Here is a 25,631-nt window from a genome sequence, read left to right as displayed (position 1 = left end):
GGAGCCGACGCGCGTCAACCTTCGGCCCGTCGGTGCTCGCTGGAGGTCCGGCGGCGCCGACAGCCTGTTGGGCACCACCGTGCTGGGGGTGGTCGCGGTCAGGCTCGCTGCGGCAGCGCACCCGCTCGCGACGGCGCTCTCCCGGCTCGACGAGCCGCGGGACGGCGCCGTCAGTCCCCGAAGGGACCGACGCGCACCACGGACCGCGGACGTGACGCCAGCTCCACCGCGAGCTCCTGGACGTCGGCCGCCGTCACGGCGCGAATCCGCTCGAGAGACTCGTCGACGCTGAGCAGCTCCCCGTGCACAAGCTCGGCCTTGCCGAGACGGCTCATCCTCGACCCGGTGTCCTCCATGCCGAGCACGAGGCCACCGGCGAGCTGACCGAGCGACCGGTCGAGCTCAGCCTGCGTGATCGGCGCGTCCGCGAGGCGCTCCCACTCGGCGATCATCAGTGCGACGACCTCGTCGACCTTGCCCGGCGTGCAGCCCGCGTACAGCCCGAAGATGCCCGTGTCGGCATGCCCGGACGCGAACGAGTAGGTGGAGTAGGCCAGGCCGCGCTTCTCGCGGATCTCCTGGAACAGACGCGACGACATGCCGCCGCCGAGCACCGCGTTGAGGACCGACAGCGTGAACCGCCGCGGGTCCGTGGCGGTGAGCGCCGTGCCACCGACGATCACGTTCGCCTGCTCGGTGGGCCGGCGGATCGTCGTCTCGACGCCCTCGGCCGGCAGCCCGGACGTCCCCGCCGGCGCCGCCACGTTGGTCGGCAGCCGACGACCGGTGGGCTCCTGCGCGCCGTCGAGGTCCCAGCCACCCGTCGCCAGAGCGTCGGCCACCTGGGCGCACAGCGTGTCGTGGTCGACGCCCCCCGCCGCGGTCACGACCAGCGTCGAGGGCTTGTAGTGCCAGCGGTAGTGCTGCCACACGGCGTCGCGCGGCACGGCCCGGATCGTCTCGGGCGTGCCGCCGATCGGCCGGCCGAGCGGGTGCTCGCCGAGCACCATGGCCGTGAACTGCTCGTGGACCACGTCGCTCGGGTCGTCGTCGTTCATGGCGAGCTCTTCGAGGATGACACCGCGCTCGGTCTCGAGCTCGTCGGTGTCGAGGCGCGCGGAGGTCACCATGTCCGCGATGACGTCGACCGCCATCGGAAGATCGGTGTCGAGCACCCGTGCGTAGTAGCACGTGTGCTCCTTGCCGGTGGCCGCGTTGGCCTCGCCCCCGACCGCGTCGAACGCTTCCGCGATGTCCATCGCGGTGCGGCGCGCGGTGCCCTTGAACAGCAGGTGCTCGAGGAAGTGCGTCGAGCCGAAGTGGCCCGAGGACTCGTCACGGGAGCCCACCCCGACCCAGGCGCCCACCGTGGCGGAGCGCAGGCCGGGCATGCTCTCGGTGAGCACCCGGACCCCGCCGGGCAGGACGGAACGACGCACGAGGGCGTCGCCGTCCTGCCCGACGGCCTGCTCGGCGCCCGGGAAGCCCGGGCGCACGAGCGGCAGGTCCAGCGGCACGTCAGGCGTCGACGGACGCAGGAGCCTCGGCGGTCTCGCCGCCCTCGGCGCCCTCGTCGATGACCGCGTGCAGCGACAGCTTGCCGCGCGGGTCGATCTCGCCGATCTCGACCTGGACCTTCTGGCCGATCGAGAGCACGTCCTCGACGTTCTCCACCCGCTTGCCACCGACGAGCCGGCGGATCTGCGAGATGTGGAGCAGACCGTCCTTGCCCGGCGAGAGCGAGACGAACGCGCCGAACGTGGTGGTCTTGACGACCGTGCCCACGAAGCGCTCGCCGATCTCGGGCATGTGCGGGTTGGCGATCGCGTTGATCGCCGCCCGCGCGGCCTCCGCCGACGGACCGTCGGTGGCGCCGATGTAGACCGTGCCGTCGTCCTCGATCGAGATGTCGGCGCCGGTCTCCTCCTGGATCTGGTTGATCATCTTGCCCTTCGGGCCGATGACCTCGCCGATCTTGTCGACCGGGACCTTCACCGTGATGACGCGCGGGGCGAACGGGCTCATCTCGTCGGGCACGTCGATCGCCTCGGCGATGACGTCGAGGATCGCCAGGCGTGCCTCCTTGGCCTGCGTCAGCGCGCCGCCGAGCACCGAGGCGGGGATGCCGTCGAGCTTGGTGTCGAGCTGGATCGCCGTGACGAACTCGCGCGTGCCGGCGACCTTGAAGTCCATGTCGCCGAACGCGTCCTCGGCACCGAGGATGTCGGTGAGCGCCGCATAGCGGGTCTCACCGTTCACCGTGTCGGAGACCAGACCCATCGCGATGCCCGCGACCGGCGCGCGCAGCGGCACACCGGCGTTGAGGAGCGAGAGCGTGGACGCGCAGACCGAGCCCATCGAGGTCGAGCCGTTGGAGCTCAGCGCCTCAGAGACCTGACGGATGGCGTACGGGAACTCCTCGCGGCTCGGCAGCACGGGCATGAGCGCCCGCTCGGCGAGCGCGCCGTGACCGATCTCGCGCCGCTTCGGCGAGCCCACGCGGCCCGTCTCACCGGTCGAGTACGGCGGGAAGTTGTAGTTGTGCATGTAGCGCTTGCGCGTCTCCGGGGAGAGCGTGTCGAGCTGCTGCTCCATGCGGAGCATGTTCAGCGTGGTGACGCCCAGGATCTGGGTCTCCCCGCGCTCGAACAGCGCCGAGCCGTGCACGCGGGGCAGCACCTCGACCTCGGCCGAGAGCGTGCGGATGTCCCGCAGGCCGCGGCCGTCGATCCGGAAGCCGTCCGTGAGGATGCGCTGGCGGATGAGCTTCTTCTGCACCGAGCGGTACGCGGCGGACAGCTCCTTCTCGCGACCCTCGAACTGCGCGGAGAGCTGCGCGACGACCTCGCCCTTGATCTCGTCCAGGCGGTTCTCGCGGGTCTGCTTGTCCGCGATGCTGAGCGCCTCGGCCAGCGACGCGCTCGACGCGGCCTCGACCGCGGCGTACGAGTCGTCCTGGTAGTCCGGGAACGTCGGGAAGGCCTGCGTGTCCTTCGCAGCCTGGGCCGCGAGCTCCTGCTGCGCCTTCACGAGCGCCTTGATGAACGGCTTCGCCGCCTCCAGGCCCTGCGCGACGATCTCCTCGGTCGGCGCGACGCCGCCCTCGAACTGGATGATGTTCCAGCTCTTCTCGGGCGCCTCGGCCTCGATCATCGCGATCGCGACGTCGTCGCCGACCACACGGCCGGCGACGACCATGTCGAACGTGGCGCGCTCGCGCTCGCTGTAGCGCGGGAACGCGACCCACTGGCCCTCGACGAGCGCGATGCGGACGCCGCCGACCGGGCCGGAGAACGGCAGGCCCGAGAGCTGGGTCGACAGGGACGCCGCGTTGATGGCGAGCGTGTCGTACGCGTCGTCCGGGTGGATCGCGAGGACCGTGATGACGACCTGGACCTCGTTGCGCAGACCCTTGACGAACAGGGGGCGCAGGGGGCGGTCGATCAGCCGGCAGGCCAGGATCGCCTCGGTCGAGGGGCGGCCCTCACGGCGGAAGAACGAGCCGGGGATCTTGCCGGCGGCGTACTGCCGCTCCTCGACGTCGATCGTCAGCGGGAAGAAGTCGAACTGCTCCTTGGGGTGCTTGCCGGCCGTCGTGGCCGCCAGGAGCATGGTGTCGCCGTCGAGATAGGCGGCTGCGGAACCCGCGGCCTGCTTGGCCAGGCGGCCGGTCTCGAAGCGGACGGTGCGGGTGCCGAAGCGACCGTTGTCGATCACGGCCTCGGCGAACTGGATCTCGGGACCCTCCACGGGTGCCCTCCTTGTCCTCGAAGGCGCCGGCCGGCCGCGAGCGGTCTTCGATCGAGACCCTCGGACCCTCGCGGGTGCCGGAGGCCACTACCGAGGACCGGACGAGCGGGTCGGCGCGGTTGATGGTGCGGTGGTGCGGGTGTGTCAGCTGCGGTGCGTGCAGCCCTCCACGGGCTCCACGCGGAACCAGCCCGGACCCGACCTCGGGTCCGGGCTGGTCCGGATGATCAACGGCGCAGGCCGAGCCGCTCGATGAGGCTGCGGTAGCGGTTGATGTCGACCTTCTGGAGGTAACCCAGCAGGCGACGACGCTGGCCGACGAGCAGCAGCAGGCCGCGACGGCTGTGGTGGTCGTGCTTGTGGGTCTTGAGGTGCTCCGTGAGGTCCTTGATGCGCTGCGTCAGCATCGCGATCTGGACCTCAGGCGAACCGGTGTCACCCTCGTGGGTGGCGTACTCGGTCATGATGGACTGCTTGACGGCACTTTCGAGCGGCACGGTTCTCCAGGTTGTCTCGTTGCGCGGTGCACCGGGGCATGTCCACCCGGGCTCTCTCGTTCCGCGGCCGTTCGTACGGCGAGATCACACTATCAGGCAGCGGGCGCTCCCCCGGCATCGGCCTCGTCGGACGGTCCGGACGACCGCTCGAGCACCGGATCGGCGGACGACTGGGCGGCGACCCCGTCGAGCACCTCACGCACCCGCTCGACGTCCTCGTGCATCCGGACGAGCAGCTCGTCGACGGAGTCGAACCTCAGCGTGGGCCGGAGCCGCTCGACGAGCTCGAGCACCACCTGCTGGTCGTACAGGTCGAGGTCCGTCCGGTCCAGGACGTACGCCTCGACCCGGCGCTCCTGGCCGTCGAACGTGGGGTTCGTGCCGATCGACACCGCCGCGGGGAGCACCTGGTCGGGGTCCTGCGCGCGGACCGCGGTGCCGTCGGCCCGGCGGGTACGCCGCAGCCAGCCCGCGTACACGCCGTCGGCGGGCACCATGCCGGCGAGGTCGGCGCCGAGGTTCGCGGTCGGGAAGCCCAGCTCGCGCCCGCGCGCGTCCCCGTGCACGACGGTCCCGCGCACCCGGTGCGGTCGACCGAGCACACGTGCCGCCTGGACCACGTCACCCACGTCGAGAAGCTCACGTACCCACGTCGACGACCAGCGGCGGCGCAGCGGGTCCGCGGCCCGGTCCTCGGCACTGCCCGGGTCGGCCGCCGTCGCCGGGGCGACGTCCTCGATGACCTCCACGTCGAACCCGTACTCGCGCCCGAGGTCCACCATGGTCGTGAGGTCACCCGAGTTGGCCCAGCCGAACCGCACGTCCCGCCCGACCACGACGGTCCGCGCGCGCAGCCCCTCGACGAGGTAGCGACGCACGAACTCCTCGGGCGACTGCCGGGCGAAGTCCCACGTGTAGTCGAGCATGAGGACGGCGTCGAGGCCGGTGCGGGCGAGGAGCTCGAGGCGGTCCTCGTCCCCCGTCAGCAGCGGCGGCGCCGTGTCGGGCCTGTGCACCTGCTGGGGGTGAGGGCTGAACGTGACCGCGACGGCGCGTGCACCCGCGACGCGGGCGTCGGCGCACATGCGCGTCAGGACGCTGACGTGCCCTCGGTGCACCCCGTCGAAGTTGCCGATCGTCACCACCGAGGGGCCGAAGCCCGAGGGGACGTCGGCGAGGTCGTTCCAGCGCAGCACACGAGGATCATGCCACCCGTCCGGCCGTACCTGGCCCACGTCTCCTGGACGACCGCCCGACGGGCGGCCGCCGAGCACGGGACCGGTCGCCGACGGAAGCTCCCTGCGGGGACGGCGACGCCCCGGCCGTCTCGGCCGGGGCGTCGCCGTGCTTCGGCTGTCAGCCGTCCCGCGTCACCGCTGCCAGGGCAGGATGACCGTCATCGACGCGGCACGGGTCGCGGCGCTCCCCGCGGGGTTGGTGAAGACCGCCCGGTACTCGGTGCCGAGCCCGAGCAGCGTCGCGGGCACCGTGAGGGTCGTCCTCGTCGCCCCCGGGATGGTCACCCAGCCGCTGCCGAACCAGCGGACCTGCCACGTCACGGTCGGAGCCGGGTAGCCGCTGGCCTCCGCCGTGTACGTGAGGGTCGCGCCGAGCTTGCCCCGGGCGTCCTTCGGCTGCTTCGTGATGACCGGCTTCTCGGGCGCGACGGTCAGTGTCGCCTCCGACGTGACGACGGAACCCGCCGAGCTCGTGAACACCGCGCGGTAGTGCGCGCCGTCGAGCCTCGGCGTCGCCGTCACGGTCAACGAGCCGCTCGTCGCGCCTCGCACGTTCTCCCACGGGCCCTTCGTCCGCACCTGCCACTGCACGGTCGGCTCGGGCGTGCCCGACGCCGCCGCGGTGAAGGTCGCCTTCGCACCGAGCGCCACGCGGGCGTCGGCCGGCTGCGTGGTGACCGCGGGAGCGACCTGTACCGGCTCGCCACCGTTCTGGTCGGCGAGGAACGACGCCACCCAGGAGATCGCCGACTGCCAGTTCACGGCCACCTCGTTCGTGGACCACGCGCCGATCTCGTCGATGTAGCAGGCCGACGGTGCGCAGCCGTTCGGGAAGGCCGCCTGCGTCGTCGGGTCCCATGTGCCGGCCTGCGAGTTGGGGCCGCCCGCGAGCGATCCGACGGGCGGGCTCGGCAGCGCCGGGTCGAGCTCGTGCGCCCACCACCGGTTGTGCTGCTGGTGAGAGGCGACCTCGCCCCAACCGGTCACGTACGACTGGTTGAGCGCGTTCCGGCCGAGCAGGTAGTCGACGCCCTCGAGCATCGACGACCGGTACTTCTCGTCGCCGGTCAGGTCGAACGCCGTGCCGACGACCACGAGGTTGTTCGCCACCTGGGAGCTCGAGCCCCAGGCGTAGTCACCCGACGGCGAGTAGACCGAGCCCCACGGCTGGTCCGCCTGGCTGGCCACGTAGCCGTCCGCGCCCGCGACGACCGACGCCTTGACGTCGTCGAGGCCGGGCAGGTGGTTCGGCACGGTCGCCAGGTCGAGGCGGCCGAGCGCGGCGGTGCTCCCCCAGCCGAAGCCGTCGGCGGTGAAGACGTCCGCCGTGTGCTGCGGGCTGTCGAGCACCGCCTGCTGGTACGCGTCCTCGCCGGTGGTGAGGAACAGCTCGGAAGCCGCCCAGTAGAACTCGTCGGTCACGTTGCGGTCGCCGTAGGCCCCGCCACCGTCCGCGCCGGCCGCGTCCGGGGCGTAGACCGCCGGGTGGGCGACGGCTGCCGCGTAGGTGGACCGGGCGGCGGCGAGCAGCGTGTCGGCGAACGCCGGGTCGTAGTCCCGGAACAGCCGGGCACCCTGCGCCGCGACGGCCGCGACGTTGAGCGTCGCCGCGGTGGACGGCCGGGCCAGGGAGCGCGGCTGTGCGTCGTCGGACGGCAGCAGGGGCAGGCCGGTCCAGCCCTCGTCGTGCACCTTGTGGTGGACCATCCCGGCGTACTGACCGGACGGCGCGACCATCTTGAGCATCCACTCGAGCTCCCAGCGCGCCTCGTCGAGCACGTCGGGAACGTCGTCGCCGTGCTCCGGGACGGCGAGCGTGCCGTCGGCGAGCGCCCCCGCGTCGGCCGATGCGGCGTGCTGCGAGCGCTCGTAGGTGCCGAGCAGCTGCGCGACGGCGATACCGCCGTTGACGACGTACTTGCCGTGGTCGCCTGCGTCGTACCAGCCGCCCGAGACGTCGAGGCGGTAGTCGCACGTCCAGCCGTCGTAGTAGTCGCGCGGGCCGATGCAGGGCACGTCCGTGTCGCCCTGGTTCGGCGCGACGCCGAGGTGTCCGGCGGGCCGGGCGTACGCCTCGCCACCGATCGCCCCGTCGATCTCGATGCCCGAGCGGGCCAGGTAGAAGTAGTTGAGCGCGTCGTAGCGCAGCTGCTGGTAGAGGTCCGCGTCGATGTCGAACGGGCGGCTGGTGTCGCCGTCGGCCACGAGCGTGTACCCGTGACCCGTCGCGGTGACGTCGGAGAAGTCGATCGTCTGGACGTTCAGCCGCGAGGACGCGTCGCGCCCGTCCGGCGTCGTCTCGCCGTCGGCGACGACCGCACCGGCGGCGTCGTGCAGCTCCCAGGCCAGCGCCTCGGTCTCGTCGGTGACGAGGGTGGCCCGCTTGGGGCCGTGCGGCAGGTAGCCGACCTGGTTGACGCGCACCCGCGGGCCCGTGTCGGGCTGGTAGGCGGGCGGCGGCGTGGCCGACGTGGTGAGCGACACGTCCGAGATGCAGAACGTGTAGGCCGCGGACTTCCCGAGGTGGAACGCGACCTGTCCCGGCGCCGTGCCGTCCGCGGGGAAGCTCAGGCCGGCCGTGAACGGGTACTCGTACGCCGCGGACTCCGTGGTGAGCGGCACCGCCGACTGGTCCAGGACGGTGCGGTACGCACCGCCGCCCTCGCCGACCAGCACGCGCACGGGGGTCGCCGGGCTGCTGGACGCCGTGAAGGACAGGACCGTAGTTCTGTGCCTCCTCGATGGGCAGGCCGTTGTAGACGAGCCCGGCGTCCCAGGGGTTGACCTGACCGCCCGGGACCGCGACGCACATGCGGCCGTCGGCGAACACCGGGTCGCCCGTGCCGTAGACGGTCCACGGTCCGAGCGACTCGGCGAAGGACGTGTGCGGCAGGAGCTCGGACTCCGAGGACAGCGACACGTCGTCCAGGCAGAACGTCCACGCGTCGGGGCTGAACCCGCCGAGCTGGAACGCGATCTGTCCGCGAGGGTCACCCGCGCTGCTCTCCGCCGGGTAGGTGGCGCCGGCCGTGAACGCGTAGGACGTGGCGGTGGCCTCCGACGTGAGCGCGGGGCTCTTGTCGAGGACGGTCCCGTACGGCGCACCGTCCTGCCCGACGAGGGCACGGATCGTGACGTCCGAGCTCGCGGAGGCCGTGAACCCGAGGGTGTAGGTGGTCCCCTCGTCGATGGCGACGCCGTTGAGCACCACGCCGACGCCGTACTGGCTCGACCCGGCCGGCACGTCGACGCACAGCGCACCGCTGCTCGTGTCGAGCGGGCCGTCGGTGCCGTACGCCACCCATCCCTCGGCGCCGGACTCGAACGTCCCCTCGCCGATCGGGGAGGCGGCGCTCACCGGCCCGACGGTGCCGAGCGTGAGGGCCGCGGTCGCCAACGCGGCTGCCGTCGCCGCACCCCACCTCCGTCCCGCTGATCGGCGGTGTGCGTTCGGTGCGGTGCGAGAAGCCACGTCGTCTCCCTCGGTCGGATGGCCCACTGCCCTGTGAGCCACCTGTGGAACCGCGGGAAGGCTATGGGACACCGGGGCCCGGCCGTAGCGGTCCGAATCGATTTGGTCGGATCGATTCGCCCGCGCCGAGCTCTGTGAGTCCCGGGAGACCTTCCGCCTCGGTCGGCGGTCCACCGCCCGTGCCGGACAGCCGGCAGCCAACCCCGGCCAGAGGCATGGCGAGGACGATCAGGCCGGAGCGAACACCAGCGTCGGCCGGACCACGGGGCCGCGGGTCTCGACGAGTGCGACCAGGCCACCGTCCGGCGCCATCGCCGCGACGGTGCCGCGGGGCGCGTCGAGCAGCGGCGTGATGGTCTGCCCATAGGACAGCGCCCGCGCCTCGTCCACCGTCAGCTCGCGGACGGGGAAGGTCGCGCGCGCCGCGTCGGCGAGCGGCAGGACGGTGAGCGGCACGTCCTCGGGTGTCGCGGCGAGCTCGTCGAGCGTGCTGGCCGCAGCGAGCGCATAGCCGCCGACCCTCGTCCGTCGGAGCGCCGTGAGATGGCCGCCGACACCAAGAGCGTCGCCGAGATCGCGGGCGAGCGCGCGCACGTACGTGCCCGACGAGCAGACGACGGTCACGTCGACGTCCGCGACGGGCGTGCCGCCGGGGCCGGCGAGGGTGCGCAGCTCCCCCACGTCGAACCGCGAGACGGTGACCTGGCGGGCGGCGAGCTCGACGGTCTCCCCCGCCCGGACCCGCGCGTAGGCCCGCTGGCCGTCGACCTTGATCGCCGACACCGCGCTGGGGACCTGGGCGATGGTGCCCGTGAGCGCAGCGGCGGCCGACTCGACCGCGGCCCGGGTCACGCCCGAGGCGTCCACCACGTCGAGCGTCTCGCCCTCGGCGTCCTCCGTCGTGGTGGTCACGCCGAGCCGCACCGTCGCGGCGTACTCCTTGCCTGCACCCACGACGTACGTCAGCAGCCGGGTCGCGCGGCCGATGCCGACCACCAGCACACCGGTGGCCATCGGGTCGAGCGTGCCGGCGTGGCCGACCTTGCGCGTCCCGGCGAGGCGGCGCATCCGGGCCACCACGTCGTGGCTGGTCCAGCCCTGCGGCTTGTCCACGACGACGACACCGTCGGGTGCCGTCGGGCGGCGGGGCTGGTCGGTCCGGGCGCGGGCGCCGCCGGTCACGCGTTCCGCTCCCTGATGGCCTGGATGGTGCACTCGACCAGCGCGTCCATGCCGGCGTCCTCACCGGCGTGGTCCGTGGCTCCGACCGCGAGCAGGACGTTGATGAGCATGCCCTGCGCGACGAACTGCCGGGCCTCGTTCTCGTCCGCGCCGGAGGCGTCCCGGAACAACCGGAACGCCTCGCCGAGCGTGTGCCGTGCGATACGGCCGACCTCCTCGTCGGTGCCGGCGATGAACCCGTGCATGAGCAGCAGCAGCAGCTCGCGGTCGGCCAGGAGCCCGACGTAGGCGTCGCCCATCCGCTTGCCGGCCTCCGGGCCGGGCTCGACGCCCCGCAGTGCGGCAAGAACCTCGCCGCTGGCCTGCCGGTAGGTCTCCACGAAGAGCTCCCGCTTGGACCCGAAGAGCCGCACGACGTAGGGCTGCGAGACGCCCGACGCGCGGGCGACCTCGTCGGTGCTGGCCGTGTAGCCGCGTGCGGAGAAGACCGTCCGGGCGGCCGCGAGGATCTGGTCCCGCCGGGCGGCACCCGTCATGCGCTGGGCCACGACAGGTTCGGCGACGACGTTCTGCTGGGACATGTTGACATGTTATCAGCCGATGCCTACGGTCGCTCTTGTTAGTAATCACTCAATGCCAACAAGGAGCCATCGTGACCATCGCGCCCTCCGCCCCACCGCGGTCAGCCGTCACCGACGCGCCCGGCCGGGTCCGGGCCCCCCGCACCGTGCCCGTGGCCGTGGCCCTCGTCGCCGCGTCCCTCCCGATGTTCATGGCCACGCTCGACAACCTCGTCATGACCACCGCGCTTCCCGTCCTGCGCACCGAGCTGTCCGCCTCGCTCGAGCAGCTGCAGTGGATGGTGAACGCCTACACGCTCTCCTTCGCGAGCCTGATGATCGCCGCCGCCACCCTCGGCGACCGGTTCGGGCGCCGCCGGGTGTTCGTGATCGGCATCACCGTGTTCGCGCTGGCCTCCATCGCGTCGGCGCTCTCGACGAGCGCCGAGATGCTCATCGCCGCCCGCACCCTGCAGGGAGCGGGCGCTGCAGCGGTCATGCCGTTGTCGCTCACGCTCCTCGCCGGTGCGGTCCCCGTCGCCCGGCGCGCCATGGCCATCGGGATCTGGGGTGGCGTGTCGGGCCTCGGCGTCGCACTGGGGCCCGTGATCGGTGGCGCGGTCGTGGAAGGCATCTCGTGGGAGGCGATCTTCTGGATCAACGTCCCGGTCGCCGTCGTCGCCGTGCCGCTCGTGCTGTGGGCCCTGCCGGAGTCGCACGGACGCCGGCAGTCCCTCGACGTGCTCGGGCTCGTGCTCGCCGGCACCGGTGTGCTGTCGCTGGTGTGGGCGATCATCCGTGGCAACGACGACGGCTGGGGCTCCGCGCGCGTGGTCGGAGGGCTCGTGCTCGCCGTGGCCCTCCTCGCCGGGTTCGTGCTGCGGGAGTCCCGCACGGACCACCCGCTCGTCCCGCTCCGGCTGTTCCGGGTCCGCTCGTTCAGCATCGCGAACGCCAGCGCGCTCACCTTCTCGATCGGCGTGTTCGGCGTGGTGTTCCTGCTGTCCCAGTTCCTGCAGATCGGGCTCGGCTACACGCCCCTCCAGGCCGGCCTGCGCACCCTTCCCTGGACCGCGGCGCCGATGATCGTCGCGCCCATCGCGGGCATGCTCGCCCCGAGGGTCGGGGTCCGGCCACTGCTCGCCGCCGGGCTCGCGCTGCAGGCCGCCGGGCTCGCGTGGCAGGGGGTGCTCGTGGGGCAGGGCGGTGTGGTGTACGCCGACCTGGTGCCCGGGCTGGCCCTGGCCGGCATCGGCATGGGCCTGACGTTCGCCCCGTCCGCCACCGCCGTCCTCGCCGACATGGCGCCCGACGACCACGGCACCGCGAGCTCGGTCAACGCGACCATCCGCGAGATCGGCGGGGCCCTCGGCATCGCCGTGCTGGTCGCCGTGTTCCAGGCGGCCGGCGGCTCGCTCACTCCCGAGGGGTACGCGGCCGGCCTGGAGCCTGCCGCCTACGTCGCGGCGGCGATCGTCGGGCTCGGGGCGCTGCTCACCCTGGCGATGCCCCGGTCCACCGGGCGCGCGGTCCGCAGCACCGCCGGCTGACGGTGACACGACGGAGCCCCGGAGACCGCGCTGGTCTCCGGGGCTCCGGCTGTGCGTGCGGGGGTCGTACGCGGTCCCGCCGGACCGCCGTCAGGACCGGTCAGAGATCGCCGGCGTCCTCGTCGTCCGGGTGACGGTACGGGTCCGCCTCACCGGCGAAGCTCGCCTGAGCCGCGAGCGCGGCGACCTCGGCGTCCCGACGGGCCGCCTCGATCAGCGCGGCGTCGAGGTGGGCCGCCGTCTCGGGCACCGCGTCGAGGTGGAACGCGAGCGTCGGCGTGAGCCGGATCCCCGTCTGCTTGCCGACCTCGGACCGGATGATGCCCTTGGCGCTCTCCAGCGCCTTCGCGCTGTCCGAGCGGGCCTCGTCGTCGCCGTAGACCGTGTAGAACACGTCCGCGTGCTGCAGGTCGCCCGTGACACGGACGTCCGTGACCGTGACGAACCCGAGCCGCGGGTCCTTGACCCGGGTGTCGAGCATCTGCGCGACGACCTGCTGGATGCGCTCCGCGAGCTTGCGGGCGCGTGCGGTGTCAGCCATCTGAACCGTCCTTCCTTCCATGGTGACGCCGCGGGGCGGGCGAGGTCGATGCCTCACCCGCCCCGCGGTCAGACGTCAGGATCAGGCGCGAGGCTTCTCGCGCATCTCCCACGTCTCGATGACGTCCTCGACCTGCAGGTCGTTGAACGACCCCAGACCGATACCGCACTCGAAGCCCTCCCGGACCTCGGTCGCGTCGTCCTTGAACCGCTTGAGCGAGTCGATCGTGAGGTTGTCCCCCACGACCTTGCCACCGCGCAGCACCCGGGCCTTCGTGTTCCGGCGGATGATGCCGGAGCGCACGATCGAGCCGGCGATGTTGCCCAGCTTCGAGGACCGGAACACCTCGCGGATCTCCGCGGAACCGAGCTGGACCTCCTCGTACTCCGGCTTGAGCATGCCCTTGAGAGCAGCCTCGACGTCGTCGATCGCCTGGTAGATGACCGAGTAGAAGCGCACGTCGACGCCCTCGCGGTCCGCCAGCTCCTCGACACGCTCCGCGTACTTGACGTTGAACCCGATGATGATCGCCGAGTCGACGGTCGCCAGGTTGACGTCGTTCTGCGTGATCGCGCCGACGCCGCGGTGGATGACCCGCAGCTCGACCTCGTCGCCCACGTCGATCTTGAGCAGCGCGTCCTCGAGCGCCTCGACGGCACCCGAGACATCGCCCTTGAGGACCAGGTTGAGGGTCTCGACCTTGCCCTGGGCCAACGCCTGCGTGAAGTCCTCGAGGCTGACGCGCTTGCGGCGCTTGGCCAGGAGGGCAGCGCGCTCGGCGGCCTCGCGCTTCTCGGCGATCTGACGTGCCGTGCGCTCCTCCGGAGCGACGAGCAGCGTGTCACCGGCGCTCGGCACCGACGCCAGGCCGAGGACCTGGACCGGACGAGCCGGACCTGCCTCGGTGACCGGGCTCCCGTGCTCGTCGAACATCGCCCGGACGCGGCCGTGCGCCGTGCCCGCGACGATCGCGTCGCCGACGCGCAGCGTGCCCGACTGGACCAGCACCGTCGCGACGGCACCACGGCCCTTGTCGAGGTTCGCCTCGATGGCGACACCGCGCGCGTCCTTGTTCGGGTTGGCCCGGAGGTCGAGCGCCGCGTCGGCCGTCAGGAGGACGGCCTCGAGCAGCTGGTCGATGCCCTGGTTCTGCTTCGCCGAGACGTCGACGAACATCGTGTCGCCGCCGTACTCCTCGGCCACCAGGTTGTACTCGGTGAGCTGCTGGCGGATCTTGTCGGGGTTGGCCCCCTCCTTGTCCACCTTGTTGACCGCGACCACGATCGGCACACCGGCCGCCTGGGCGTGGTTGAGGGCCTCGATCGTCTGAGGCATCACGCCGTCGTCCGCCGCGACCACGAGGATCGCGATGTCGGTGACCTGCGCACCACGGGCACGCATGGCGGTGAACGCCTCGTGGCCCGGGGTGTCGATGAACGTGACGGCCCGGTCGATGCCCTCGTGCACGGTGCGCACCTGGTAGGCGCCGATGTGCTGCGTGATGCCACCGGCCTCGCCCGCGACGACGTCCGTCTGGCGGATCGCGTCGAGGAGCTTGGTCTTGCCGTGGTCGACGTGACCCATGACGGTGACGACCGGCGGGCGTGCCTGCAGGTCGTCGTCGCCCTCGGCCTCGAGCTCGGCGTCGAGGTCGATGTCGAAGCCCCCGAGCAGCTCGCGGTCCTCCTCCTCGGCCGACACCATCTCGATGATGTAGCCGAGCTCGGTGGCGAGCGTGCCGAACGTGTCCTCGTCGAGCGACTGCGTCGCCGTGGCCATCTCACCGAGGTGGAAGAGCACCGTGACGAGCGACGCCGGGTTGGCGTCGATCTTGTCGGCGAAGTCGTTCAGCGACGAGCCGTGCCGCAGGCGGACGACCGTGGAGCCGTTGCCGCGAGGGACGCTGACGCCGCCGAGCGACGGCGCCTGCATCTGCTCGAACTCCTGGCGCTTCGCACGCTTCGACTTGCGGCCGCGGACGGGACGACCGCCCGCACGACCGAAAGCACCCTGCGTGCTGCCACGACCGGCACCACCGGGACGACCGCCGCCACCGGGACGGCCGGCGAAGCCGCCGCCACCGCCCGGAGCGCCGCCGGCGCCGGGGGCACCGCCACCGCCACCGGGGCGACCGGCGAAGCCGCCTCGGGCGCCACCTGCACCGCCACCGGGACGACCGGGACCGGCCGGGCGCTCACCCGGACGACCGACGCCGCTCGAGGTGCGGCCCGGCATCATGCCGGGGTTGGGACGCGGGCCACCGGGACGGGGACCACCCGGGCGGGGACCGCCGGGACGCTCGCCGGCCGCGGCCGCCGGAGCGCCCTCGGCGGGGGCGGGGCGACGGTCGCCGGGACGCGGCATGCCCTGCGACGGTGCGAACGGGTTGTTCCCGGGACGCGGACCGCCGGGACGAGAACCGCCCGGACGCTCACCCTGCCGGGGCATGCCCTGCGACGGTGCGAACGGGTTGTTGCCCGGACGCGCCGCGGGTCGCGGTGCAGGCCGGGTCCCCGGTGCGGCGGCCGGTGCCTGCGCGGCGGCCGGAGCCGGACGCGCGGGAGCCGGACGTGCCGGGGAGGGAGCTGCCGGAGCCGGAGCCGGAGCCGGTGCTGCCGGCGCGGCGACAGCCGCCGGCGCCACGGCCGGCGCCGGCGCTGCAGCCGGAGCCGGTGCTGCAGCCGGAGCCGGTGCTGGGGCCGGAGCCGGTGCTGCAGCCGGAGCTGGTGCTGGGGCCGGAGCGGCGGCAGGTGCCGGCCGTGCCGGAGCCTTGGGAGCGGGCGTCGCAGCGGACGTGCCGCCACCCGCGGGATACGTGTCGCGCAGCTTGCGCACGACTGGCGGCTCGATGGTCGAGCTCGCAGAACGGACGAACTCACCGAGCTCGTTCAGCTTGGTCATGATGGTCTTGCTGTCGACCCCGAGCTCCTTGGCGAGCTCGTAGACGCGGACCTTGGCCACATCTCTCCCTGTCTCGGTCCGCCCGGACAGGGTCGGACCGTCGTTAGTGCGAGGTACTCATCGCTGGGTACTCATCGGTGCGTGCTCATCGGGAAGCCATCGGCCCTAGACCCGCTTTCCGTCTCGACGATCTGTCTCGTCACCGGGAGGACCCGGTGACGTCGTGCTCTCTGCATGTCCCTCGACGTACCGCCGGACCGCGTCCGTCACGGGCTGACCCTGCGTCCGCAGGGCCCGCCCGAACGCACGGCGACGTTCGGCGACCTCGAAGCATGTGGTGTCGGGGTGCAGCCACGCTCCCCGTCCCGTCATCGCGCGGCGCACGTCCACGACCAGCACGGGAGACCCCGTATCGACCGCTGACACGACCACCCTCAGCAGGGCCTGCCTCGGGCCGGCGACTCGACACCCCACGCACGTGCGCACCGGACCCTGACGACTCGTCGTGCCCATCGGCACGTCTGCATCGGTCGAGCTGTCGCTCGAGGGGTCGGGGGTGCGCCTTGACGGCGAGAAGTGCCGGGCATCCGGCCCAGCCGCCGCAAGTCTAGCGCGTCGGGTCACCTCTCGGGACCGGACGTGTCCTCCGTCACGGGAGCCCGGTGCTCACGGGCACCGGTCTCGGCGCCGGTCTCGGCGCCGGTCTCCGCGTCGGAACGGATGTCGATGCGCCATCCGGTCAGCTTGGCGGCGAGGCGGGCGTTCTGCCCCTCCTTGCCGATGGCGAGCGACAGCTGGTAGTCCGGCACCACCACGCGGGCGGCCCGCGCCTCGGCGTCGACGACCGTCACCGACAGCACCCGCGCGGGTGACAGTGCGTGCGCCACCATCTCCGCCGGGTCGTCGGCGTGGTCGACGATGTCGATCTTCTCGCCGTGCAGCTCCGCCATCACGGCCCGCACCCGGCCGCCCATCGGCCCGATGCACGCGCCCTTGGCGTTGACGCCGGCGACTGTCGCACGGACAGCCATCTTGGTGCGGTGCCCCGCCTCACGGGCGATCGCCGTGATCTCGACCGTGCCGTCCGCGACCTCGGGGACCTCGAGCGCGAACAGCTTCCGGACGAGGTTGGGATGCGTGCGGGACAGCGTCACCTGCGGACCGCGCGGGCCACGCGCGACCTCCAGCACGTACCCGCGGATCCGGTCGCCGTGCACGTACTCCTCGCCCGGCACCTGCTCGTGCGCCGGCAGCACTGCTTCCGTTCCGCCGACGTCGACCAGCACGGTGCGCGGGTCTCGACCCTGCTGGATCACCCCGCCGAGGACCTCGCCCTCCTTGCCCCGGAACTGGCCCAGCACCTGGTCGTCCTCGGCGTCCCGAAGCCGCTGCACGATGACCTGCCGCGCCGTCGCGGTGGCGATGCGGCCGAAGCCGGCGGGGGTGTCCTCGAACTCGGGGGTGTCGACGCCCGTCGCGTGCCCGTCCTCGTCGACCGGTGCCGGCTCCCGCGCCCAGACGGTGACGTGGCCCGAGCGTCGGTCCACCTCGACCCGTGCCCGCTGCGACGCACCCGGCGTCCGGTGGTACGCGGACAGCAGCGCCTGCTCGATGGCGGAGACGAGCACGTCCAGGCTGATCTCGCGCTCGCGCTCGAGCAGCCGCAGTGCCTGCATGTCGATGTCCATGTCAGCTCTCCTGTCCGGCAGAGCCGGTCTCGTCGTCGTCCACAGGTCCGGCCTCGTCGTCCACGGGACCCAGCTCGTCCACCGGACCCAGCTCGTCGACCGGACCGAGACCGGTCAGGTCCACCTCGACCCGGCCGTCGCGCACACGCACGAGCGGGACGTGCACGGGGTCGCCCACCTTGGGGCGGCGACCCTTCTGACCGGCGGTCACGGGGACGACCACGAGCGTCCCGCCGCCGGCCCCCTCGGGCTCGACCGCCGCCAGCCGCCCGCTGATCGTGCCTCCGTCGACCAGCCGCAGCGCCACCGTCCGGCCGACCGCGCGCACGAAGTGACGGCGCTGCGTCAACGGTCGCGACACGCCCGGGCTGGACACCTCGAGCGTGTACTCCCCCGCCACCACGTCGTGCGCGTCGAGGGCGTCGGAGACGGCGCGGGTGGCGTCGGCGACCCGGTCCAGGTCGAGGTCGCCGTCGTCGTCCTCACCGAGGTCCACGACCACCCGGACCACCGAGCGGGCCCCTGCCCGCGTCACCTGGACGTCCTCGAGCACGAGCCCGAGCGACACGACCGCGGGCGCGACGACCTCCCGGACCCGCTGCGCGGGTGCTGGCGCGACCATGTCCGTCTCCTGTCGGCTCGAGCGGGTCACGACGCTACGGCTCGACCCTGTGATGTTGTGACAGCCAGCGTAACGAGTCCGGCCGTGCCCGTCGGTCCACGGCCCTGCTCGTGGCAGGATCGCGGGCGATGAACGACCCCCGCCACCCCCGCCCGCGCCGCACCGTCGTGCGGAACTCGGCCTCCCGTGTGATCTTCGTCGTCCTGGCGTGCGCCGCGCTCGCCGGCTGCGGCGTACGCCTGGAGACGCCCGCACCCACCGAGCCTGCCCCCGACGCCGTGGAGCAGGTCCGAGGTCGCACGGTCGACGACGCCCTGCGCCTGCAGGCCGACGCCACCGCCCTGCTCGGGGCGGCGCCGGCCGATGCGGTGACCGCCGTCCTCACCGACGTCGCCGCCTTCAGCGCCGCGCACGCCGAACAGCTCGGTGGCGAGTACGAGTCGGGGCTGCCCGTCCCCACCACGACCACCACCGCGTCGAGCGCACCGCCTGCGACCGTCGAGACGCTGCTCTCCGACCTGTCCGCCACCGCGTCGTCCGCGGCCGCGGACGCGGACGGCGTCCCGGACGGCGACCTCGCGCGCCTCGTCGCCTCCGTCGCGACGGCACGCAGCGAGCTCACCGCACGCCTCTCGGCCGCGACGGCCCTGCCCGTGCCGCAGGAGCCTGCCGACGCTACGGGCGACGCCGCGGCCGACACTGCCGCGCCGACCCCAGGGCCCGACGGTCCGACGGCCGCCGACCTCGACACGCTCGCACTCGTGCACGACCAGGCGGGCTTCGGGTTCGAGGTGGTGGCGGCCAAGCTGTCGGGCGACCAGCGAGGCGCCGCCGAGGCGGCGGCCGACCAGCACCGGGGCCAGAGCGCGCAGTGGGCGCGGGCCGCCGGCTCGGCGGGCACCCCGCAGGACCCACGACGTGCCGCCTACGCCCTGCCGTCCGGCATGGAGGACCCGGCCGTCGCCCAAGCCACCGCGCGCTCGCTGGAGACGAGCGTCGGCAACGTCTACGCGACCCTCGTCGCCCGGGTGCCGGCCGGTTCCCGGGCGCCGTACGTCGACGGGCTGCGCCGGGCGACGGTCGCGGCGCGCGCGTGGGGCGCGGCGCCGGTCGCGTTCCCTGGCCTGCCCGAGCGCGTGGAGCCAGCCCCCGTGGGGTGATCCGTCGGGACGGACGGCCCCGCGGTCAGCCTGCGACGAGGTCGTCGACGAGCTCGGCGACCCGGTCGGGGGCCTCGGCGAGAGGCACCTGCTCGGCGGTGCCGCCGACGCGTGGCCGGACCTCGACGAGGCCGTCGGCCAGGCCACGCCCGACGACGACCACGAGCGGGACGCCGAACAGCTCGGCGTCGGCGAACTTCACGCCCGGCGACACCTTGGGACGGTCGTCGTACAGCACCTCGATGCCGCGGTCGGCGAGGGTCGTCGCGATCGACTCGGCCGCCTCGAAGACGGCCGGGTCCTTGCCGGTCGCGACCACGTGCACGTGCGCGGGCGCGACGTGCGGGGGCCAGGCCAGCCCGCGCTCGTCGTGGTTGGCCTCGGCCAGCGCCGCGAGGACACGCGTCACGCCGATCCCGTACGAGCCCATCGTGACGACCTGCGCCTTGCCGTTCTGGTCGAGCACCGTCAGGCCGAGGGCCGCCGCGTACTTGCGGCCGAGCTGGAAGATGTGACCGATCTCGATGCCGCGGGCGAGCTCGAGCGGGCCGGAGCCGTCCGGCGCCGGGTCGCCCGCGCGCACCTCGGCGGCCTCGACCGTGCCGTCCGCGGTGAAGTCCCGGCCGGCGACCAGGTCGAAGACGTGCCGGCCAGGCTGGTTCGCGCCCGTGATCCACCGGGTGCCGGGCACGACGCGGGGGTCGAGCAGGTAACGCACCGCAGTCCGCTCCGCCCCTTCGGGAACCTCGACGTTGGGGCCGAGGACAGCCGGGCCGAGGTACCCGCGGACGAGCTCGGGACGTGCGGCGAAGTCCGCGTCACCCGCCGCCTCGACCTCCGCGGGCGCGACCGCGGCCTCGAGCCTCTTGAGGTCGACCTCGCGGTCGCCCGGGAGCCCGACGACCAGCAGCTCACGCTCACCGGTCGGCTGCACGAGCGCCAGCACGACGTTCTTGAGGGTGTCCGCCGCGGTCCAGGGCCGGTCGGGTCGCGGGAAGGACGCGTTGGCGAGCGCGACCAGCGTGTCGATGGTCGGCGTGTCCGGCGTGTCCTCGACGTGGGCCGCGGGTGCGTCCTCCTGCGGCGACGGTGGGACGACGGTCGTGACAGCCTCGACGTTCGCCGCGTAGCCGCCGGCAGACCGGACGAAGGTGTCCTCCCCGATGGGCGTCGGCGTGAGGAACTCCTCCGAACGTGAGCCGCCCATGGCCCCCGAGGTCGCCGCCACGATGACGTGCTCGAGGCCGAGCCGGTCGAAGATCCGCCGGTACGCGTCCCGCTGCGACTGGTAGGAGGCGTCCAGGCCCGCGTCGTCCACGTCGAACGAGTAGGCGTCCTTCATGACGAACTCGCGGCCGCGGATGAGGCCGGCCCGGGGGCGCGCCTCGTCGCGGTACTTGGTCTGGATCTGGAAGAGCGTGAGCGGCAGGTCCTTGTACGACGAGTACAGGTCCTTGACCAGGAGCGTGAACATCTCCTCGTGCGTGGGGGCGAGCAGGTAGTCACCGCCCTTGCGGTCCTTGAGCCGGAAGATGTTGGGCCCGTACTCGCTCCAGCGGCCCGTCGTCTCGTAGGGCTCCTTGGGCAGCAGCGCCGGGAAGTGCACCTCCTGGGCGCCCGCGGCGGCCATCTCCTCGCGGACCACCTGCTCCACCTTCGCCAGCACCCGCAGGCCGAGCGGCAGCCACGTGTAGATGCCGGGGGCGGCGCGACGGATGTAGCCCGCACGCACCAGCAGGCGGTGGCTGGCCACCTCGGCGTCGGCGGGGTCCTCACGCAGCGTGCGGACGAACAGCGTGGACAGGCGCAGGAGCATGTGCCGAAGCCTAGTGTCGGGTGCCCCGCGGGCCGGAATCGTGGGCCGGAGCCGGTGCCGTCGCCCGTTCCGTGCGCCACGATGGTGCGCGTGCCGGAGCTCCCCGAGGTCGAGGCGCTCGCGCAGTTCCTGCGCGGGCGGGCGTCCGACCATGTCGTCAGGTCGGTCGAGGTGGGCGCGATCAGCGCGCTGAAGACGTTCGACCCGCCACCGGACGCGCTCGTGGGAGGCACGGTCGTCGACGTGTCACGGCACGGGAAGTGGCTCGACCTCATGGTCGCCACGTCCACCGGTGAGCCGGTGCACCTGGTGTGGCACCTGTCGAGGGCGGGCTGGGTGCGCTGGTCGGAGCAGCTGTCCGACCGGCCCGTCCGTCCGGGCAAGTCACCCATCGCGCTGCGCGTGCGGCTCGACGACGGGTCCGGGTACGACCTGACGGAGGCCGGCACCCGCAAGCGGCTCGCCGTGCACGTGGTGGCCGAGCCGACCGACGTGCCGCAGATCGCGACGCTCGGCGTCGAGCCGTTGTCGGACGAGTTCACGGTGGACCGCCTCGCCGAGCTGCTCGCTGCCCGCAACCAGCAGGTCAAGGGCCTGCTGCGCGACCAGGGCACCATCGCGGGCGTCGGCAACGCGTACTCCGACGAGATCCTGCACGCCGCCCGGATGAGCCCCTTCGCGATGACCCGGTCGTTCGACGCGGCGCGGACCGCCACGCTGCACGCGGCGATCCGGTCGATCCTCACGGAGGCCGTCGCGGCGGCGTCGGGGCGGCCGGCAGCCGAGCTCAAGGACGCCAAGCGGCGAGGCATGCGCGTGCACGGCCGTACGGGCGAGCCGTGCCCCGGCTGGGACGGGATCCCGTGCGGCGACACCGTGCGTGAGGTCTCGTTCGCGGACTCGTCCCTGCAGTACTGCCCCACCTGCCAGACGGGCGGCAAGCCGCTCGCCGACCGGCGGCTGTCCAGGCTGCTGCGCTGAGGGCGACGGTCAGAACAGGACGGTGGCGTACGTGCCGACCTGCCGGAAACCGACGGCGCGGTACGCGGCGAGCGCCCGTTCGTTGAACGAGTTCACGTACAACGACACGACCGGCGCGACCTCTGCCCGCGTCTGCTCGACCACCGCGGCCATCCCGCGCTCGGAGAGCCGCTCGCCGCGTCGTTCCGGGGTCACCCACACGCCCTGGACCTGGGCGACACCGCCCGCGACGGCACCGAGCTCGGCCTTGAACACCACGTGCGGACTACCGTCGGGTCGCTCGCCGAGCCGGACGAACGAGCGACCGCCGGCCACCAGACCGTGCACCCTCGTCTCGTACGGACCGCCCGGGCCGCTCGCCGGCGAGTAGCCGACCTCCTCGGTGAACATCCGGATGCAGGCCGGCAGGACCACGTCGAGCTCGTCGAGCCGGGAACGCCGCACCTGGACGTCGGGCGCCACCAGGGGCGGGTGGTCGATGACCATCGACGGCTGCTCGGGCCGCAGCTCCCGGGCCCCCGGCCACGCGTGGCGCAGGCGGTCCCACAGGCCGAGCACGGCCGGGGCGTCGCCGACGATCGAGGAGCAACGCCTGCCTTGTGAGCGGGCGAGCATCGCGAAGGCGTCCAGCGCCCGTTCCCGTACGGGCCCGCCGGCGAGGGGCACCACGGGCACCAGGTTCGCGCCCGCCCAGCACAGCGCGAGGAGCTCGCCGTCCTGCTCGAAGCCCCACAACGCACCGCCCGCGGCGCGCAGGCCGGAGTGGGCGGCCGCCTCGATCCGGGTCGTCGCGAGCACCGCCGCGACGGCGTCCTGCGCGCACACCGCGAGCGCGGGCGCGATGTCCGCGTCCCCGAGGACACGACCCCCCGCCCGTCCGTCGAGCAACATCGCGCGGCGTGGACCCATGAGTGGATTCTGCACCCCCGAGCCCGTCGGGACCGGCCGAACGATCCTGTGAGTAGGTCGAAAGTCCCGTCAGCCGACGCTGACGACGGGTGAACCCGAACCGGACTCGACGGGATCCATCGACTCCGCGAGCCGCATGGCCTCCTCGATCAGCGTCTCGACGATCATCGCCTCGGGCACCGTCTTGATGACCTCGCCCTTGACGAAGATCTGGCCCTTGCCGTTGCCGGACGCCACGCCCAGGTCGGCCTCGCGGGCCTCCCCCGGACCGTTGACGACGCAGCCCATGACGGCCACGCGCAGCGGCACCTCCATGCCCTCGAGGCCGGCAGTGACCTTCTCGGCGAGCGTGTACACGTCCACCTGGGCCCGGCCGCACGACGGGCACGAGACGATCTCGAGCTTGCGGGGCCGCAGGTTGAGCGACTGCAGGATCTGGATGCCGACCTTGACCTCCTCGACAGGAGGCGCGGACAGGGACACGCGGATGGTGTCGCCGATGCCCTTGCTGAGCAGCGCACCGAACGCGGTCGCCGACTTGATCGTGCCCTGGAACGCCGGACCGGCTTCGGTGACGCCGAGGTGCAAGGGCCAGTCGCCACGCTCGGAGAGCAGCTCGTAGGCGCGCACCATCACGACGGGGTCGTTGTGCTTGACAGAGATCTTGAAGTCGTGGAAGTCGTGCTCCTCGAACAAGGACGCCTCCCACACGGCGGACTCGACGAGCGCCTCCGGGGTGGCCTTGCCGTACTTGGCGAGCAGCCGGGGGTCGAGCGACCCCGCGTTCACGCCGATCCGCAACGAGATGCCGGCGTCGGTCGCGGCGCGGGCGATCTCCTTGATCTGGTCGTCGAACTTGCGGATGTTGCCCGGGTTCACCCGGACGGCCGCACAGCCGGCGTCGATCGCGGCGAACACGTACTTCGGCTGGAAGTGGATGTCGGCGATCACCGGGATCTGCGACTTGCGGGCGATGGCGGGCAGGGCGTCGGCGTCGTCCTGGCTCGGCACCGCGACGCGGACGATGTCGCACCCGGAGGCGGTCAGCGCGGCGATCTGCTGCAGGGTCGCGTTGATGTCCGTGGTGGGCGTCGTGGTCATGGACTGGACGCTCACCGGGGCGTCACCACCGACCTCGACCTTGCCGACACGGATCTTGCGGGTGGGTCGGCGCGGGGCCAGCACGGGCGGCGGGGCCTCCGGCATGCCGAGGCTGATCGGGATGCTCACCCCGCCATCATCGCACCGCCGGACGCCGCCCCTGTCCTGGGACGGCGCCCTTCCGGGAGCCCGCACAGAACCCCCACGCGCCGCTCAGATCTGGACCGGGTTGACGATGTCCGCGTAGACGAGCAGCAACCCGACCGCGCCCAGGAGCGCGAACACCGTGTACGCCAGCGGCACGAGCTTCGCCGTGTCGAACGGTCCCGGCCGCGGCAGCCCCCGCAGGCGGGCCACCTGCCGGCGACCGCCCTCCCACAGCGCCGCGGCCACGTGGCCGCCGTCGAGCGGAGGCAGCGGGATGAGGTTGAACGCGAAGAGCGCGATGTTGAGGCTCGCGAGCATGTCGAGCAGCGCGAGCGTCTTGATCTGCCAGTCGAGGTCGTCGGTCGAGGCGATCTCCCCGGCGAACCGGCCGATGCCCACGACGCCGACCACGCTGCTGCTGTCGCGGGGCGTGCCGTCGACCTGCGACTGCACCAGGTCGACGATGCGGGTGGGCAGCGTCGCCACGACGGTGGCCGTCTGCCATGTGCGGTCGGCGACCGCGGCAGGCACGTCGAGGAGCGACTGCCGGCGGAGCTCGGACTGGGGGGCGACGCCGACATAGCCGACGCGGCGGGTGACGGGCTCGCCGTCGGCTCCGACGACGACCTCGCCGTTCTCGTCGACGACCGGACGGTCGGCGGTGACCGGCGTGAGCGTGAGCGTCAGCTCCTCGCCGTCCCGCTCCACCACCACGGGGACGGTGTCGTCTCCCGAGGCCCTGATCAGGGGCGTGAGGTCGTCCCAGGAGTCGACGGGCGTGCCGTCGTACGTGCGCACGGTGTCGCCCGGCTGCAGGCCGGCCGCTGCGCCGGGCGCGGCCTCGTCGGACGAGGTGCAGGTCCGGTCCTGGGGGGCGTCCGCGGGCAGGATGCACTCGGAGACCGAGGAGAGCGTGGTGCCGAACGCCGGCATGCCGAAGCCGACGAGCGTGATGCTCATGAGCACCACGGCGATGAGCAGGTTCATGACGGGCCCGCCGAGCATCACCACGAGCTTCTTCGGCGTCGACAGGTGGTAGAACGCCCGGGCGTCCTCGCCCGCGTGGATCTCCTCGGCGCTCGCCTGGCGGGCGTCCCGGGCCAGCCGGCCCAGCCACGTCCGGGCCGGCGGGTTGCCGACGGCCTCACCGGGGGGGTACATCCCGACCAGCCGGACGTAGCCGCCCAGCGGGATCGCCTTCAGGCCGTACTCGGTCTCGCCCCTGGCGCGCGACCACAGCGTCGGGCCGAAGCCGACCATGTAGTGGCTCACCCGCACCCCGAACCGCTTCGCGGGGACCATGTGCCCGACCTCGTGGAGCGCGATGGACAGCAACAGCACGACGACGACCACGAGCACGCCGACCAGGTATTCCATGGACCCTCCGACGCCGCAGGAAGGGTGCGGCGCGCCCGCCCGGCCGGATGCACCAGGCAGCACATTGTCGCCGATCAGCCTGGACGTGGGCTGAACGCCTGGCGCCCTTCCCACGGTCGGCCTAGCCCGCTACGGTTTC

19 protein-coding genes and 1 pseudogene are annotated in these 25,631 nt (G+C 72.8%); 3 read left to right on the top strand and 17 right to left on the bottom strand.

Going from position 1 to position 25,631, the window contains the following annotated elements; translation table 11 throughout:
* Positions 1-170: 170 nt before the first annotated feature.
* The 8 genes and pseudogenes from ACVW07_RS19635 to ACVW07_RS19600 form a co-directional block, all read right to left on the bottom strand.
* Positions 171-1,517, bottom strand: coding sequence for a M16 family metallopeptidase (locus tag ACVW07_RS19635; protein WP_456820873.1), 1,347 nt, complete (start codon positions 1,515-1,517; stop codon positions 171-173).
* Between the two features lies 1 nt (position 1,518).
* Positions 1,519-3,750: a polyribonucleotide nucleotidyltransferase gene (locus tag ACVW07_RS19630; RefSeq protein ID WP_456820872.1), complete on the bottom strand. Its 2,232-nt coding sequence runs from the start codon at positions 3,748-3,750 to the stop codon at positions 1,519-1,521.
* Between the two features lie 227 nt (positions 3,751-3,977).
* Positions 3,978-4,247: a 30S ribosomal protein S15 gene (gene rpsO / locus ACVW07_RS19625; protein ID WP_203755123.1), complete on the bottom strand. Its 270-nt coding sequence runs from the start codon at positions 4,245-4,247 to the stop codon at positions 3,978-3,980.
* 92 nt (positions 4,248-4,339) lie between these two features.
* Positions 4,340-5,443: a bifunctional riboflavin kinase/FAD synthetase gene (locus tag ACVW07_RS19620; protein WP_456820871.1), complete on the bottom strand. Its 1,104-nt coding sequence runs from the start codon at positions 5,441-5,443 to the stop codon at positions 4,340-4,342.
* Between the two features lie 174 nt (positions 5,444-5,617).
* Positions 5,618-8,167, bottom strand: coding sequence for a glycoside hydrolase family 9 protein (locus ACVW07_RS19615; RefSeq protein ID WP_456820870.1), 2,550 nt, complete (start codon positions 8,165-8,167; stop codon positions 5,618-5,620).
* A gap of 397 nt (positions 8,168-8,564) precedes the next feature.
* Positions 8,565-8,786 (bottom strand): annotated as a pseudogene (locus ACVW07_RS19610) (carbohydrate binding domain-containing protein); the annotation flags it as partial.
* A gap of 399 nt (positions 8,787-9,185) precedes the next feature.
* Complete coding sequence (gene truB / locus ACVW07_RS19605) at positions 9,186-10,139, bottom strand: tRNA pseudouridine(55) synthase TruB (protein ID WP_456820869.1); 954 nt, start codon at positions 10,137-10,139, stop codon at positions 9,186-9,188.
* Positions 10,136-10,720: a TetR/AcrR family transcriptional regulator gene (locus tag ACVW07_RS19600; protein WP_456820868.1), complete on the bottom strand. Its 585-nt coding sequence runs from the start codon at positions 10,718-10,720 to the stop codon at positions 10,136-10,138. The genes truB and ACVW07_RS19600 overlap by 4 nt, the downstream gene beginning before the upstream one ends.
* Before the next feature lie 71 nt (positions 10,721-10,791).
* Here ACVW07_RS19600 and ACVW07_RS19595 point away from each other — a divergent pair, with 71 nt between their 5' ends.
* Positions 10,792-12,249, top strand: a complete 1,458-nt coding sequence (locus tag ACVW07_RS19595) for a DHA2 family efflux MFS transporter permease subunit (protein ID WP_456820867.1) — start codon at positions 10,792-10,794, stop codon at positions 12,247-12,249.
* Positions 12,250-12,349: 100 nt separating this feature from the next.
* Here the strand turns inward: ACVW07_RS19595 and rbfA are convergent, their stop codons facing one another.
* From rbfA to ACVW07_RS19570, 5 genes are all read right to left on the bottom strand, one after another.
* A complete protein-coding gene (gene rbfA / locus ACVW07_RS19590) occupies positions 12,350-12,790 on the bottom strand; it encodes a 30S ribosome-binding factor RbfA (protein WP_456820866.1) in 441 nt (146 codons plus the stop codon).
* An 81-nt stretch (positions 12,791-12,871) separates the two neighbouring features.
* Positions 12,872-15,751, bottom strand: coding sequence for a translation initiation factor IF-2 (infB, locus tag ACVW07_RS19585; protein WP_456820865.1), 2,880 nt, complete (start codon positions 15,749-15,751; stop codon positions 12,872-12,874).
* Positions 15,752-15,856: 105 nt separating this feature from the next.
* Positions 15,857-16,204, bottom strand: a complete 348-nt coding sequence (locus ACVW07_RS19580; RefSeq protein ID WP_456820864.1) for a YlxR family protein — start codon at positions 16,202-16,204, stop codon at positions 15,857-15,859.
* A 107-nt stretch (positions 16,205-16,311) separates the two neighbouring features.
* Entirely contained in the window at positions 16,312-17,379 is a 1,068-nt protein-coding gene (gene nusA, locus ACVW07_RS19575) for a transcription termination factor NusA (RefSeq protein ID WP_456820863.1), read from the bottom strand.
* Between the two features lies 1 nt (position 17,380).
* Complete coding sequence (locus tag ACVW07_RS19570; RefSeq protein WP_456820862.1) at positions 17,381-18,001, bottom strand: ribosome maturation factor RimP; 621 nt, start codon at positions 17,999-18,001, stop codon at positions 17,381-17,383.
* Between the two features lie 128 nt (positions 18,002-18,129).
* On the opposite strand from ACVW07_RS19570, the gene ACVW07_RS19565 reads away from it, so the two are divergent.
* The gene (locus tag ACVW07_RS19565) at positions 18,130-19,161 is read left to right on the top strand and encodes a DUF4439 domain-containing protein (RefSeq protein WP_456820861.1); all 1,032 of its coding nucleotides are present in this window, start codon (positions 18,130-18,132) and stop codon (positions 19,159-19,161) included.
* A gap of 25 nt (positions 19,162-19,186) precedes the next feature.
* Here the strand turns inward: ACVW07_RS19565 and ACVW07_RS19560 are convergent, their stop codons facing one another.
* Positions 19,187-20,977, bottom strand: a complete 1,791-nt coding sequence (locus ACVW07_RS19560) for a proline--tRNA ligase (RefSeq protein WP_456820860.1) — start codon at positions 20,975-20,977, stop codon at positions 19,187-19,189.
* Positions 20,978-21,067: 90 nt separating this feature from the next.
* Between ACVW07_RS19560 and ACVW07_RS19555 the strand changes: the two genes are divergently transcribed.
* The gene (locus ACVW07_RS19555; protein ID WP_456820859.1) at positions 21,068-21,958 is read left to right on the top strand and encodes an Fpg/Nei family DNA glycosylase; all 891 of its coding nucleotides are present in this window, start codon (positions 21,068-21,070) and stop codon (positions 21,956-21,958) included.
* A 9-nt stretch (positions 21,959-21,967) separates the two neighbouring features.
* Here ACVW07_RS19555 and ACVW07_RS19550 read toward each other — a convergent pair whose 3' ends face one another.
* From ACVW07_RS19550 to ACVW07_RS19540, 3 genes are all read right to left on the bottom strand, one after another.
* Entirely contained in the window at positions 21,968-22,867 is a 900-nt protein-coding gene (locus ACVW07_RS19550; protein WP_456820858.1) for a GNAT family N-acetyltransferase, read from the bottom strand.
* Between the two features lie 69 nt (positions 22,868-22,936).
* The gene (gene ispG / locus ACVW07_RS19545) at positions 22,937-24,073 is read right to left on the bottom strand and encodes a flavodoxin-dependent (E)-4-hydroxy-3-methylbut-2-enyl-diphosphate synthase (RefSeq protein WP_456821129.1); all 1,137 of its coding nucleotides are present in this window, start codon (positions 24,071-24,073) and stop codon (positions 22,937-22,939) included.
* A gap of 108 nt (positions 24,074-24,181) precedes the next feature.
* Positions 24,182-25,492, bottom strand: coding sequence for a M50 family metallopeptidase (locus ACVW07_RS19540; protein WP_456820857.1), 1,311 nt, complete (start codon positions 25,490-25,492; stop codon positions 24,182-24,184).
* Positions 25,493-25,631: the final 139 nt, after the last annotated feature.

The organism is Cellulomonas sp. URHB0016 (assembly GCF_054057935.1).
This window is presented reverse-complemented; position numbering and strand designations above follow the sequence as displayed.